This is a genomic window from Streptomyces sp. NPDC003379, assembly GCF_053589195.1.
In genome coordinates, this window is the sequence record NZ_JBSFRK010000014.1 from 54,449 (window position 1) to 67,485 (window position 13,037).

The 13,037-nt window shown below is 70.6% G+C and carries 14 protein-coding genes; 7 read left to right on the forward strand and 7 right to left on the reverse strand.

The features are described from left to right. The first annotated feature begins 76 nt into the window (after positions 1-76). The 4 genes from ACWDVB_RS15830 to ACWDVB_RS15845 all read left to right on the forward strand — a co-directional run bounded on the left by ACWDVB_RS15830 (position 77) and on the right by ACWDVB_RS15845 (position 2,672). A complete protein-coding gene (locus ACWDVB_RS15830; RefSeq protein WP_003975360.1) occupies positions 77-238 on the forward strand; it encodes a DUF4177 domain-containing protein in 162 nt (53 codons plus the stop codon). Next, complete coding sequence (locus ACWDVB_RS15835; RefSeq protein ID WP_451515346.1) at positions 235-711, forward strand: RidA family protein; 477 nt, start codon at positions 235-237, stop codon at positions 709-711. The genes ACWDVB_RS15830 and ACWDVB_RS15835 overlap by 4 nt, the downstream gene beginning before the upstream one ends. Positions 712-763: 52 nt before the next feature. After that, positions 764-1,693 (forward strand): NUDIX hydrolase, encoded by a 930-nt coding sequence (locus ACWDVB_RS15840; protein ID WP_451515345.1) that lies wholly within the window; start codon positions 764-766, stop codon positions 1,691-1,693. Between the two features lie 148 nt (positions 1,694-1,841). Next, the gene (locus tag ACWDVB_RS15845) at positions 1,842-2,672 is read left to right on the forward strand and encodes an MBL fold metallo-hydrolase (protein WP_451515344.1); all 831 of its coding nucleotides are present in this window, start codon (positions 1,842-1,844) and stop codon (positions 2,670-2,672) included. Between the two features lie 141 nt (positions 2,673-2,813). Here the strand turns inward: ACWDVB_RS15845 and ACWDVB_RS15850 are convergent, their stop codons facing one another. Together ACWDVB_RS15850 and ACWDVB_RS15855 are read right to left on the reverse strand one after the other, a co-directional pair. Beyond that, on the reverse strand, positions 2,814-3,488 hold the full coding sequence (locus tag ACWDVB_RS15850) for a Crp/Fnr family transcriptional regulator (protein WP_016642758.1): 675 nt from the start codon (positions 3,486-3,488) through the stop codon (positions 2,814-2,816). A gap of 352 nt (positions 3,489-3,840) precedes the next feature. Next, positions 3,841-4,416 (reverse strand): hypothetical protein, encoded by a 576-nt coding sequence (locus ACWDVB_RS15855; protein WP_451515343.1) that lies wholly within the window; start codon positions 4,414-4,416, stop codon positions 3,841-3,843. Here ACWDVB_RS15855 and nth point away from each other — a divergent pair. The 3 genes from nth (at position 4,385) to ACWDVB_RS15870 (ending at position 7,504) form a co-directional block, all read left to right on the forward strand. Further along, entirely contained in the window at positions 4,385-5,371 is a 987-nt protein-coding gene (gene nth, locus ACWDVB_RS15860) for an endonuclease III (RefSeq protein ID WP_451515342.1), read from the forward strand. The genes ACWDVB_RS15855 and nth overlap by 32 nt on opposite strands. A 248-nt stretch (positions 5,372-5,619) precedes the next feature. After that, positions 5,620-6,249, forward strand: a complete 630-nt coding sequence (locus ACWDVB_RS15865) for an NUDIX hydrolase (protein ID WP_451515400.1) — start codon at positions 5,620-5,622, stop codon at positions 6,247-6,249. Between the two features lie 49 nt (positions 6,250-6,298). Next, a complete protein-coding gene (locus ACWDVB_RS15870) occupies positions 6,299-7,504 on the forward strand; it encodes a MarP family serine protease (protein WP_451515341.1) in 1,206 nt (401 codons plus the stop codon). Positions 7,505-7,532: 28 nt separating this feature from the next. Here the strand turns inward: ACWDVB_RS15870 and ACWDVB_RS15875 are convergent, their stop codons facing one another. From ACWDVB_RS15875 to acs, 5 genes are all read right to left on the reverse strand, one after another. After that, entirely contained in the window at positions 7,533-7,721 is a 189-nt protein-coding gene (locus ACWDVB_RS15875) for a hypothetical protein (protein ID WP_451515340.1), read from the reverse strand. A 120-nt stretch (positions 7,722-7,841) separates the two neighbouring features. Continuing rightward, positions 7,842-8,858, reverse strand: a complete 1,017-nt coding sequence (locus ACWDVB_RS15880) for an alpha/beta fold hydrolase (protein WP_451515339.1) — start codon at positions 8,856-8,858, stop codon at positions 7,842-7,844. Continuing rightward, the gene (locus ACWDVB_RS15885; protein ID WP_451515338.1) at positions 8,855-9,352 is read right to left on the reverse strand and encodes a phage holin family protein; all 498 of its coding nucleotides are present in this window, start codon (positions 9,350-9,352) and stop codon (positions 8,855-8,857) included. The genes ACWDVB_RS15880 and ACWDVB_RS15885 overlap by 4 nt, the downstream gene beginning before the upstream one ends. Before the next feature lie 75 nt (positions 9,353-9,427). Continuing rightward, positions 9,428-10,828, reverse strand: a complete 1,401-nt coding sequence (gene nhaA, locus ACWDVB_RS15890; protein WP_451515337.1) for a Na+/H+ antiporter NhaA — start codon at positions 10,826-10,828, stop codon at positions 9,428-9,430. Between the two features lie 250 nt (positions 10,829-11,078). Further along, positions 11,079-13,037 (reverse strand): acetate--CoA ligase, encoded by a 1,959-nt coding sequence (acs, locus tag ACWDVB_RS15895; protein WP_451515336.1) that lies wholly within the window; start codon positions 13,035-13,037, stop codon positions 11,079-11,081.

The following is a 13,037-nucleotide window of genomic DNA, read 5'->3' on the forward strand; positions in this document are numbered from 1 at the left end:
GAGCCTAACCAGTCGCCGCCCGGGCTACGCAGGAGCCCACCGTGAGCATCCCCTCACACCGACTACAGTCGGCCACATGACCAAGTGGGAATACGCAACCGTGCCTCTGCTCGTCCACGCCACGAAGCAGATTCTGGACACCTGGGGCGAGGACGGCTGGGAGCTGGTCCAGGTCGTGCCCGGGCCGAACAACCCCGAGCAGCTGGTGGCCTATCTGAAGCGCGAGAAGCAGGCGTGAGCGGGGCTGGGGCCGTCGAGGCCCGCCTCGCCGAGCTCGGCCTGACCCTGCCCGCGGTCGTGCCGCCGCTGGCTTCATACCAGCCGGCCGTCCAGTCCGGTGTGTACGTCTACACCGCGGGGCAGCTCCCGATGGTGGAGGGCAAGCTCGCCGTGACCGGCAAGGTCGGCGCCGAGGTCACCCCGGAGGAGGCCAAGGAACTGGCTCGTATCTGCGCGCTGAACGCGCTGGCCGCGGTGAAGTCGGTCGTCGGTGACCTCGACCGCATCGCGCGTGTCGTGAAGGTCGTCGGGTTCGTGGCCTCCGCGCCGGACTTCACGGGCCAGCCCGGCGTGATCAACGGCGCGAGCGAGCTGCTGGGCGAGGTGCTCGGCGAGAAGGGCGTGCACGCGCGCAGTGCCGTGGGTGTCGCCGTGCTTCCGCTGGACGCGCCGGTCGAGGTCGAGTTCCAGGTGGAGCTGACGTCTCCGTAGGGCCTGATTGTTGCCTCTCGAACATCAGCTCACTTGGGGATAGCCTCCGCCCATGGCAAATGGGCAGTGGTACCCCCCGGAGTGGCCCGACCGCATCCGCGCCCTCGCGAGCGGTGAGCTGACTCCGGCCACCCCGCGCCGCGCCGCCACCGTCATGCTGCTCAGGGACGGGCGGGGCGGGCGGGGCGGGTCGGACGTGGCCGGGAACGGCTCGGACGGCGCGAAGGGCGCGAAGGGTGCGCCTGAAGTACACATGCTGCGCAGACGCGCCTCCATGGCCTTCGCCGGAGGCGCGTACGCGTATCCGGGCGGCGGCGTCGATCCGCGCGACGACGACCGCCTGGTGCGCTGGGCGGGGCCCACGCGCGCGTCCTGGGCCGCCCGGCTGGGCGTCGACGACGAGGCCTCGGCGCAGGCGATCGTCTGTGCGGCCGTCCGCGAGACGTACGAGGAGGCGGGCGTGCTGCTCGCCGGGCCCTCCCCGGAGACCGTCGTCGGCGACACCACGGGGGAGGACTGGGAGGCGGACCGCGAGGCCCTGGTGGCCCGTGATCTGTCCTTCGCGGACTTCCTGGACCGCAGGGGGCTGTTCCTGCGCAGCGACCTTCTCGCGGCCTGGGCACGGTGGATCACTCCGGAGTTCGAGCCCAAGCGCTACGACACGTTCTTCTTCGTGGCGGCGCTTCCGGAGGGGCAGCGTACGCGCAACGCCTCTACGGAGGCGGACCGTACCGTCTGGATCCGCCCCGCGGAGGCGGCTGCCCGCTACGACGAGGGGGAGCTGCTGATGATGCCGCCGACGATCGCGACGCTGCGGGCGCTGAGCGCCTACGTGTCGCCTTCCGCGGCGCTTGCCGCGGCTTCGGTCCAGGACATGGCTCCGGTGCTTGCGCGGGCGCGGCTGGAGGGCGGGGAGCTGGTGCTGTCCTGGCCGGGCCACGGGGAGTTCACCAAGCGGATCGCCTCCGGCGGGGCGAGGTGACTCCGGAACCGGGGCCCAGCGGCCCTCTGGGACGCCCCTCCGGCAAGGACCCCTACGACCTGCCCGCCCGGTGCCCCACAGTGATCCCTGGCCCCACCGACCGGACCCTGGACCGGAACCCTCAGCCCCCGACGGGAGTCACCCCCGCATGACAGATGCCGCCGCCCTCCCGGGCCAGCCCCGTGGCGGAGTCCTCAGCGGGCCCGCCACCGACCGCGCGGTCAACGTTCTCGCGCCCAACCCCTCCGCCATGACGTTGGACGGGACCAACACCTGGATCGTGTCGGAGCCGGACTCCCCCCTCGCGGTGGTCATCGACCCGGGTCCGCTCGACGACGCCCATCTGAGCCACGTCATCGAGGCGGCCGAGAAGATGGGCAAGCGCGTGGCCCTGACCCTCCTGACACACGGCCACCCCGACCACGCGGAAGGCGCCTCCCGCTTCGCCGAGCTGACCCGGACCCACGTACGCGCCCTCGACCCCGCCCTGCGTCTGGGTGACGAGGGCCTCGCGGCCGGTGACGTGATCACCACGGGCGGACTGGAGATGCGCGTCGTCGCCACCCCCGGGCACACCGCGGACTCGCTCTGCTTCCATCTCCCCGCCGACCGGGCGGTCCTGACGGGCGACACGATCCTCGGCCGCGGTACGACGGTCGTGGCGCACCCTGACGGCCGCCTGGGCGACTATCTCGACTCCCTGCGCCGTCTCCGCTCCCTGGCGGTCGACGACGGCGTCCACACGGTCCTGCCGGGCCACGGGCCGGTCCTGGAAGACGCCCAGGGAGCCGTCGAGTTCTACCTCGCGCACCGGGCGAACCGGCTGGCCCAGGTCGAGACGGCCGTGGAGAACGGCCACGTCGAGGCCGCGGCCGTCGTCGCGCACGTGTACGCGGACGTGGACCGCTCCCTGTGGCCGGCCGCGGAACTCTCGGTCCGGGCGCAGCTGGAGTACCTGGGGGAGCACGGCCTGATCTGACCGAGCCCCGGTCGCCCGCGGGCATACGTTGAGCGGGCATACGTTGAGCGGGCATACGTTGAGCGGGCATACGTTGAGCGGGCATACGTTGATGGGCCCCGCCTCCGAAGAGGCGGGGCCCATCAACGTACAGACACAGCGTCAGCGCGACCGCTTGGCGAGCCGCTCGACGTCCAGAAGGATCACCGCACGCGCCTCCAGGCGCAGCCACCCGCGCCCGGCGAAGTCCGCCAGCGCCTTGTTGACCGTCTCGCGGGAGGCGCCGACCAGCTGGGCGAGCTCCTCCTGCGTGAGGTCGTGCACGACGTGGATGCCCTCCTCGGACTGCACGCCGAAGCGGCGCGACAGATCGAGCAGCGCGCGGGCCACCCGGCCCGGCACGTCGGAGAAGACCAGGTCGGACATCTGGTCGTTGGTCTTGCGAAGGCGCCGGGCGACGGCACGCAGCAGTGCGGCGGCCACCTCGGGCCGGGCGTTCAGCCACGGCTGGAGGTCGCCGTGGCCGAGGCCGAGCAGCTTCACCTCGGTGAGGGCGGAGGCCGTGGCCGTCCGCGGACCCGGGTCGAAGAGCGACAGCTCACCGATCAGCTCACCGGGGCCGAGCACCGCCAGCATGTTCTCCCGGCCGTCGGGCGAGGTGCGGTGGAGCTTCACCTTGCCCTCGGTGACCACGTACAGGCGGTCTCCGGGGTCGCCCTCATGGAAAAGCGCATCCCCGCGCGCGAGCGTCACCTCACTCATGGAGGCGCGGAGCTCCGCGGCCTGCTCGTCATCGAGCGCCGCGAAGAGCGGGGCGCGCCGCAGAACGTCGTCCACGAGTTCTCTCCTTGTCGACCTGCATCAGGGGACCGTGTTCCCCAGTTTGCCGGACGGTCCAAACAGTGTGATCAGTCACAAGTCTGCCGCACCGGCGTGGCGTGCTGTGCGGGAGGGGGCCAATTGGGGGCCGATCCATGAGGCCAAGGACGGATGTCAGTGTCGGGCTCTAGGCTGGCCGGGTGTCCAAAAAGCCGGTGAACGCACAGGCGGAGGGGGCTGAGCGGCTGACCGCGCCCCCCGATTCCGCTGTGGGCGAACAGGCGTCCGGGGCGTCGGGTAACCCGGCAAATCGGACAGGCGTGACGCGTCCGGCGGATGCGTCCCCGCCGAAGCGGGCAGCTGCCGATCATCAGCCGGCGCCCCAAAGCGGCCGGCCCGCGAGGCAATCGCCCTCCCCAAGGAAGGCCCCCTCAGTGAAGAAGACAACGCCCTCCACAAAGCCGGCGCCTCCCAGGGAGTCGGCGCCTGCCGCGCAACCGACGCCCACCGCGAAGGCGCGCGCCGCCAAGAAGTCCGGACCCGCCGCCAAGCAGGCCGCACCCACGACGAGGAAGGCTTCGCCCGCCGCGAGCCCCGCGCCCACGGTGAAGAGGGCCGCACCTACGGCCAAGAAGCAGGCACCCACACCCCCAAGCATCACGCCCACGGTGAAGAGGGCCGCACCTACGGCCAAGAAGCAGGCACCCACACCCCCAAACATCACGCCCACGGCGAAGAGGGCCGCGCCCACGACGAGGAAGGCTTCGCCCGCCGCGAGCCCCGCGCCCACGGCGAAGAAGGCTCCGCCCGCCGCCCAGAAGCAGGCACCCACCGCAAGCCCCGCGCCCGCCGCCAAGAAATCCGCGCGCGCCGCCAAGAATTCCGCCCCCGCCGCAAAGAAGCGAACACCCGCTGTGAAAAAAGCCGAGCCCACCACAGAGAACACCCAGCCCACTGCGGGGAACGCAGAGTCCCCCACAGAGGCCACAGAGCCCGCCCCCAAGAGCCCCGTCGCCGCCCCCAAGACCTCCACCCCCACCGCGAGGAAGACCGGCCCCGCCGCGAAGAAGCCCAAGCAGCCCCAGCAGTCCAAGCAGCCCAAGGCCCCCGCGGCCAAACCCCCCTCCACCCCTCCGGAGGAGTCCCGCACCGCACTGGTCCGCCGTGCCCGGCGGATCAACCGTGAGCTCGCCGAGGTGTACTCGTACGCCCACCCAGAGCTGGACTTCGAGAACCCCTTCGAGCTCCTGGTCGCCACGGTTCTCTCCGCGCAGACCACCGACCTGCGCGTGAACCAGACGACCCCCCGCCTGTTCGCCAAGTACCCCACCCCGGAGGACCTGGCCGCGGCCGTGCCCGAGGAGGTCGAGGAGCTGATCAGGCCGACCGGGTTCTTCCGCGCCAAGACGAAATCGATCATGGGCTTGGCGAAGGTCCTGACGGACGACTTCGGAGGCGAGGTGCCGGGACGCCTCGACGACTTGGTCAAGTTGCCCGGCGTAGGCCGCAAGACCGCGTTCGTCGTCCTGGGCAACGCCTTCGGCGTCCCCGGCATCACCGTGGACACCCACTTCGGGCGGCTCGTCCGCCGCTGGAAGTGGACCGAGGAGACGGACCCGGAGAAGGTCGAGACGGCCGTCGCCTCGCTCTTCCCGAAGAGCGAGTGGACGATGCTCTCGCACCGCGTGATCTTCCACGGCCGCCGCATCTGCCACTCCCGCAAGCCCGCCTGCGGCGCCTGCCCGATCGCCCCGCTCTGTCCGTCGTACGGAGAGGGCGAGACCGACCCGGAGAAGGCGAAGAAGCTCCTGAAGTACGAGATGGGCGGCTTCCCGGGCCAGCGCCTCAAGCCCCCGGCCGATTACCCCGGAAAGCCCGCGCCTCCGTTGGCCGCGGGGTGAATGGGGAACAAGGCGGAACGAACCCAGGGGCAAAGAGCGTTGTCCAGAGACGGACGGGGGTGCCGATGACGCACGCGAGCGACACGACAAGCACGACCAGCACGAGCGACACGGCTGAGAGCAGTAACCACGTACAGGCAACGGCAAAGGCAAAGGCAAAGGCACCAGCGCAAGCGCAGGTACAAGCGCAAGCGCAGGTACAAGCCCAGTCGCACGCCCTCCTCAGCACCGACGGCCTCCCCGCCTGGCTGACCCCCGTGGCCCGCGCCGCCAAGACCATCCAGCCGCTCCAGCTGAGCCGTTTCCTCCCCCCTGAGGACGGCGCCGGACGCCAGTCCGCGGTGCTCGTCCTCTTCGGAGAGGGCGAGCGAGGCCCCGAGCTGCTCCTGATGGAGCGTGCCGGTTCCCTCCGGTCCCACGCGGGGCAGCCGTCCTTCCCGGGCGGGTCCCTCGACCCCGAGGACGGTGATCCGCAGACGGACGGGCCCTTGCGCGCCGCTCTGCGCGAGGCGGAGGAGGAGACCGGCCTCGACCCCCGAGGCGTCCAGCCCTTCGCCGTGCTGCCGCGCCTCTTCATCCCGGTGAGCGACTTCGTCGTGACGCCCGTGCTCGGCTGGTGGCGCACCCCGACCCCCGTCGGAGCCGTCGATCCGAACGAGACCGCCCGCGTCTTCACGGTCCCCGTGGCCGATCTCACGGATCCGGCGAACCGGGCGACGGCGGTCCACCCCAGCGGCCACCACGGCCCGGCGTTCCTCGTCGAGTCCGCTCTGGTCTGGGGTTTCACCGCCGGGGTGATCGATAGAATTCTGCACTTCGCGGGCTGGGAGCGGCCCTGGGACCGCGGTAAGCAGGTCCCACTCGACTGGCGCTCATGACAAGGTTGCGGGGACGTGGGGACCGCGATGCGAGGCGAGGATTGAATCGGTGAACGTGCTGGACGTCCTGTTGCTGCTCGCCGCGGTGTGGTTCGCGATCGTGGGCTATCGCCAGGGCTTCGTGGTCGGCATCCTCTCGGTGACCGGGTTCCTCGGCGGCGGTCTCGTCGCCGTCTACCTGCTGCCGATCATCTGGGACGCCATGACGGACGACGACGCGGCCACGGTGAGTACGACCGCGGCGGTGGTCGCCGTCGTCATCGTGATCGTCTGCGCCTCGATCGGCCAGGCCTTCACCACCCACCTGGGCAACAAGCTGCGCAGACACATCACCTGGCAGCCCGCCCGCGCCCTGGACGCGACGGGCGGCGCCCTGGTGAACGTGGTGGCGATGCTCCTCGTGGCCTGGCTGATCGGCTCCGCCCTCGCGGGCACGACACTGCCGACGCTCGGCAAGGAGGTACGCAACTCCAAGGTGCTGCTCGGCGTCTCGCGCGCGCTGCCCGGCCAGGCCGACACGTGGTTCGCGGACTTCTCCTCGGTCCTCGCGCAGAACGGCTTCCCGCAGGTCTTCAGCCCGTTCTCGAACGAGCCCATCACGGAGGTCAAGCCCCCCGACTCCAAGCTCGCCAAGAGCAAGGTCGCCACGACCGCCAAGCGCTCCATCGTGAAGGTCCGTGGCGAGGCCCGCAGTTGCGGCAAGGTCCTGGAAGGCACCGGCTTCGTCTTCGCCGACCGCCGCGTGATGACGAACGCGCACGTGGTCGGCGGCGTGGACGAGCCGACGGTCCAGATAGGCGACCAGAACCAGACGTACGACGCGAAGGTCGTCCTCTACGACTGGAAGCGGGACATCGCCGTACTGGACGTGCCCACGCTGAAGGCGCCCCCGCTGCGGTTCACGTCCAAGGACGCGGCCAGCGGCGCCGACGCCATCATCGCGGGCTTCCCCGAGGACGGGCCCTACGACGTCCGCCCCGCGCGCGTGCGCGGCCGCATCACGGCCGACGGCCCGGACATCTACCACCGCGGCACCGTGCGCCGCGACGTCTACTCGCTCTACGCGACCGTCCGCCAGGGCAACTCCGGCGGTCCGCTGCTCACGCGCGACGGCAAGGTCTACGGCGTGGTCTTCGCCAAGTCCCTCGACGACCCGGACACCGGTTACGCACTGACGGTGGACGAGGTGCGCGAGGACATCGAGCGGGGCCGCACCGCCAACCAAGAGGTCGACAGCCAGGGCTGCGCGCTCTGAGGCGCCGAGCGGGCGGGAGCCGGGTGGGTCAGTCGCGTGTGTGGCGGAGCCGCGCGGAGACCCAGCGGGCCCTCCGGCGGAGGATGCGGGGAATGCCCATGCCCTGAGGGGGGCCGTGATGGCCCGGATCCCGCGGCCCGCCCCTCTCATGGCTGTTCAGCGCTGCGGCCGAGCGGCGATTGCGTGCTACGTCACTGTAGTCGTGCGTCCAGCCCATACCCCGACGTGTGCCCGTGCCTCATGGTCGGTAATCGCGCACAGGCACCCCAATTGGCCTATGCGCGGGGCAATTGGCGTTCGTAGGACAGGTGTTCGCGTCCGCTGGGTCCGCCCGGCCTCAGCGGTCCGGCTCGGGATCCTTCAGCCAGTTCACCAGCTCCGTGGAGAACGCCACCGGGTCCTCCTCGTGCGGAAAGTGCCCGAGCCCGTCGAACAGCCGCCAGCGGTAAGGGGCTTCAACGTACTCACCGGACCCGGCCGCGCTCCTCGTACGCATCACGGGATCGAGCGACCCGTGCAGATGCAGCGTCGGCACCCGCACCGGCCGCTTCATGCGGCGGTTGAACTGGATGCCGTCGGGTCGTGCCATCGACCGCACCATCCAGCGGTACGGCTCGATCGCGCAGTGCGCCGTCGAGGGGATGCACATGGCCCGCCGGTACGCCTCCACCGCCTCGTCCTCCGGCAGCCGGGGCCCCGACCAGTCCCGGACCAGACGGCCCACCAGGGCGCCGTCGTCGGCAACCAGTTGGCGCTCGGGCAGCCACGGCCGCTGGAAACCCCAGACGTAGGAGCCCGCGGTGGTCTGCTTCCTGTCGGACAGCATCGCCGAGCGCCAGCGCCGAGGGTGCGGCATCGAGGAGACGGCGAGGCGGCGCACCAGCTTGGGCCGCATCACGGCCGCCGTCCACGCCAGATATCCGCCCAGGTCGTGCCCGACGAGCGCGGCGTCCGGCTCGCCGAGCGAACGCACGACGCCGGTGATGTCGAGCGCGAGGTTCGCCGGGTCGTAGCCACGCGGTGTGCGGTCGCTGCCGCCCACGCCCCGCAGGTCCATCGCGACGGCCCGGAACCCCGCGTCGGCGAGCGCCACCAGCTGATGCCGCCACGTCCACCAGAACTGCGGGAAGCCGTGCAGGAGGAGGACCAGCGGCCCGTCCCCCATCTCGGCCATGTGGAAGCGCGCCCCGTTGGCGGCCACGTCCCGGTGGGTCCAGGGGCCCTCGATGCGTACGGCCGAGGCCGGTTGCGCCGAATGGGCGGTGGCCCCCAGCGTGGGGCCGTGCTGAGCAGGGCCGTGCGCGTGCTGTGCGGCGCCGGTGGCGGCGTGGTCCTGATGGGCGGGGTCCGTCATGAGGACGAGCGTGCCACAGTGGCCCCCGTCTCACCGACTCGGACGTCGAGAGCACCCGCGGGGCTCACGGCACGGGGATGCGGCTTGACGTTCCCCAGTACGGCAGCCGTCTCCTTCGCCGAGGCGGCGACCTTCTGCGGGCCCTTGCCCTTCTTGGCCTTCTTGGCGAAGACGACGCCGATCAGCGCGAGCGCCCCGGCCACCAGCACGTTGGCGGCGAAGGACAGCAGGAAGCAGACGGCGAGGTTCCAGCCGCTCCAGGTCCGGATGCCGTACGCCAGTGCGAAGCTCAGCATCGGCAGCGAGAAGATGAGGACCGCTCCGGCCGCGGCGAACGCGCCACCGCCGATCGCACCGCGCTTGACGTCCTGGCGCAGCTGGGCCTTGGCCAGGGCGATCTCGTCGTGCACCAGCGCGGACATCTCACCGGTCGCCGTGGCGACCAGCTGGCCGAGGCTGCGTTCGGCGCCGACAGGACCGTCGGGTGAGCTCATCGCGTTCTCCCCTTTTTCTCTTCTGATCTCTTCTGAGAGATCTCTGCTCAGACTTCTGAGATATGTCTGCTCAGATCATGCCGGACCGTTGCCATCCTCGCGTTCCCCACCCGGTACTTCGGCAAGCCTTCGATGCTCGGCCGCCTTCTTCTCGTAGATGGCGGCCATACGGAGGTGGTACTCCGGGTCGTCCATCTCGTAGATGTCGGGTACGCCGCTGAGGTCGTCGTCGCGCTCCTCTTCCTCCCAGAGCTTGCGGTACTTCGCGTTCCGCATCTTCAGGAGGATTCCGGAGAGCACGGCCGCGATGAGTGAGCCCGTCAGGACGGCGGCCTTGATCTCGTCGGTGAGCAGCGGGTCCTCGGTGAAGGCGAGTTCGCCGATCAGCAGCGAGACGGTGAAGCCGATGCCGGCGAGCGAGGAGACCGCGAACACGTCGGGCCAGGCCAGATCGTCGTTGAGTTCCGCCTTGGTGAAGCGCGCCGCCAGCCAGGTGCCGCCGAAGATGCCGACCGCCTTGCCGACCACGAGACCGAGCACCACACCCAGTGTCTCCGGCTTGGTGAATACGTCGCCGAGCGCGCCGCCCGAGACGGAGACACCGGCGCTGAACAGGGCGAACAGCGGCACGGCCAGGCCGGCGGAGAAGGGGCGTACGAGGTGTTCGATGTGCTCGCCGGGGGAGTGCCGCTCGCTGTCGTCCTCCTTGTGGCAGCGCAGCATCAGGCCCATGGCGACGCCCGCGACGGTGGCGTGGATGCCGCTGTTGTACATCAGGCCCCAGATGGCTAGGGCCAGCGGGACGTAGATGTACCAGCCGCGCACCCGCTTCCTGAGCAGCAGCCAGAAGACGGCGAGGCCGAGGACGGCACCGCCGAGCGCGGCGAAGTTGAGGTCGCTTGTGAAGAAGACCGCGATGATCAGGATGGCGAAGAGGTCGTCGACGACGGCGAGCGTGAGCAGGAAGGCGCGCAGCGCGGACGGCAGCGAGGTGCCGATGACCGCGAGGACCGCGAGCGCGAAGGCGATGTCGGTGGCGGTCGGCACGGCCCAGCCGTCCAACGAGCCGCCGCCGACGGTGTTGGTCAGGACGTAGACGAGCGCGGGCGCGGCCATGCCGCAGAGCGCGGCGACGACGGGCAGCGCGGCGGCCCTGGGGTCGCGCAGGTCACCCGCGACCAGTTCGCGCTTGAGTTCGATGCCCGCCACGAAGAAGAAGACGGCGAGCAGCCCGTCGGCCGCCCAGTGCTGGAGGGAGAGGTCGAGCCCGAGCGAGGCGGGCCCGAGGTGGAAGCCGCGTACCGACTCGTACGAGCCGCCGGCCGTGTTCGCCCAGATCAGCGCGGTGACGGCGGCGACGAGCAGCAGGACTCCGCCGACCGTCTCGGCGCGCAGCGCGTCGGCCACGAAGTTGCGTTCGGGCAGGGACAGGCGGCCGAGGACCTTGCGGCTGGTGGGCGGGACGGGCGCGGTCACGTGGGTCGACCTCCGGTCGGGTGGGCAGGGCAGAGCACATGCCGACCAGACTTCCCGGCGCACCTAGGTACTTCTCTTCGCTTCTTCGCTTCTCGGTCGCGTGAATTCTTGCCGCGACGTTGACGCGATTTTTAGCTTACCTAACGTACGTCCGGACGCATCCGGTGATCTTCACTCTAGGCACAGAGAGGGCACCCGGCGCGCTGCCGGGTGCCCTCCTCGCGTACGTCCGTCAATCCGCGGGCGCGCCTCAGTCCTCGCTGGACGCGGCAGGGAGCCGCGTCTGGATCAGCTCCATCACGGAGGAGTCCGTGAGCGTGGTGACGTCACCCAGCTCGCGGTTCTCCGCGACGTCCCGCAGGAGGCGCCGCATGATCTTCCCCGAACGCGTCTTCGGCAGCTCCGCCACCGGAAGGACCCGCTTCGGCTTGGCGATCGGTCCGAGCGTGGTGCCCACGTGGTTGCGCAGGTCAGCGACCAGGCCCTCGTCCTCGGCGTTCGCCGTGCCCCGCAGGATCACGAAGGCGACGATGGCCTGCCCGGTCGTCTCGTCCGCCGCGCCCACGACCGCCGCCTCGGCGACCGACGGGTGCGAGACGAGCGCGGACTCGACCTCGGTGGTGGAGATGTTGTGCCCGGACACGAGCATCACGTCGTCCACGCGGCCGAGGAGCCAGATGTCGCCGTCGTCGTCCTTCTTGGCGCCGTCACCGGCGAAGTAGCGACCCTCGAAGCGCGACCAGTACGTGTCGATGAACCGCTGGTCGTCGCCCCAGATGGTGCGCAGCATCGACGGCCACGGCTCGGTCAGGACGAGGTAGCCACCGCCGCCGTTCGCCACCTCGTTCGCCTCGTCGTCGACGACGGTGGCGCAGATGCCCGGCAGCGCGCGCTGGGCGCTTCCCGGCTTGGTCTCGGTCACGCCCGGCAGCGGTGAGATCATCATCGCGCCGGTCTCGGTCTGCCACCAGGTGTCCACGATGGGGCACTTGTCGGCGCCGATGTTCTTGCGGTACCACATCCACGCCTCGGGGTTGATCGGCTCGCCGACCGAACCGAGGACCCGCAGGCTGCTGAGGTCGAACTTCGCGGGGATGTCGTCGCCCCACTTCATGAACGTACGAATCGCCGTCGGCGCGGTGTAGAGGATCGTCACCCCGTACTTCTGGACGATCTCCCAGAAGCGGCCCTGGTGGGGGGTGTCGGGGGTGCCCTCGTACATCACCTGCGTCGCGCCGTTCGCCAGCGGGCCGTACGTGATGTACGAGTGGCCGGTGACCCAGCCGACGTCGGCCGTGCACCAGTAGACGTCGGTCTCCGGCTTGAGGTCGAAGACGGCGTGGTGGGTGTAGGCCGTCTGCGTGAGGTAGCCGCCGGAGGTGTGCAGGATGCCCTTCGGCTTACCCGTGGTGCCCGAGGTGTAGAGGATGAAGAGCGGGTGCTCCGCGTCGAAGGCCTCGGGGGTGTGCTCGGCGGACTGGCGCCCCGTGATCTCGTGCCACCACACGTCGCGGCCCTCGGTCCACGCCACGTCCTGCTTGGTGCGCTGGACGACGAGGACCTTCCGGACCCCGTCGACCCGTCCCACGGCCTCGTCCACGGCGGGCTTGAGCGCGGAGGGCTTGCCCCGGCGGTAGCCGCCGTCGGCGGTGATGACGACCTTGGCGTCGGCGTCCTCGATGCGGGCGGCGATGGCGTCCGCGGAGAAGCCGCCGAAGACGACCGAGTGCGTGGCGCCGATGCGGGCGCAGGCCAGCATCGCGACGACCGCCTCGGGGATCATCGGCAGATAGACGGCGACGCGGTCGCCCTTCTGGACCCCCAGCTCGGTCAGCGCGTTCGCCGCCCGGCCGACCTCTTCCTTGAGCTCGGCGTAGGTGATGGCCCGGCTGTCACCGGGCTCACCCTCGAAGTGGATCGCGACGCGCTCGCCGTTGCCCGCCTCGACGTGGCGGTCGACGCAGTTGTACGCGACGTTGAGCTTCCCGTCGGCGAACCACTTGGCGAACGGCGGGTTCGACCAGTCGAGCGTCTCGGTCGGTTCCGTGGCCCAGGTCAGCCGGCGGGCCTGCTCGGCCCAGAAGCCGAGCCGGTCAGCCTTGGCCTGCTCGTACGCCTCCGCGGTGACGTTGGCGGCGGCCGCCAGCTCCGTCGGCGGCGCGAAGCGACGCTCCTCCTTCAAGAGGTTGGCCAGGCTTTCATTGCTCAC

Bases quoted from the DNA above. Each gene is read 5' to 3' on its own strand.
- ACWDVB_RS15830 (WP_003975360.1), top strand. From the start codon at position 77: ATGACCAAGTGGGAATACGCAACCGTGCCTCTGCTCGTCCACGCCACG.
- ACWDVB_RS15840 (WP_451515345.1), top strand. From the start codon at position 764: ATGGCAAATGGGCAGTGGTACCCCCCGGAGTGGCCCGACCGCATCCGC.
- ACWDVB_RS15845 (WP_451515344.1), top strand. From the start codon at position 1,842: ATGACAGATGCCGCCGCCCTCCCGGGCCAGCCCCGTGGCGGAGTCCTC.
- ACWDVB_RS15875 (WP_451515340.1), bottom strand. From the start codon at position 7,721: ATGGGCTGGACGCACGACTACAGTGACGTAGCACGCAATCGCCGCTCG.
- ACWDVB_RS15880 (WP_451515339.1), bottom strand. From the start codon at position 8,858: ATGACGGACCCCGCCCATCAGGACCACGCCGCCACCGGCGCCGCACAG.
- ACWDVB_RS15885 (WP_451515338.1), bottom strand. From the start codon at position 9,352: ATGAGCTCACCCGACGGTCCTGTCGGCGCCGAACGCAGCCTCGGCCAG.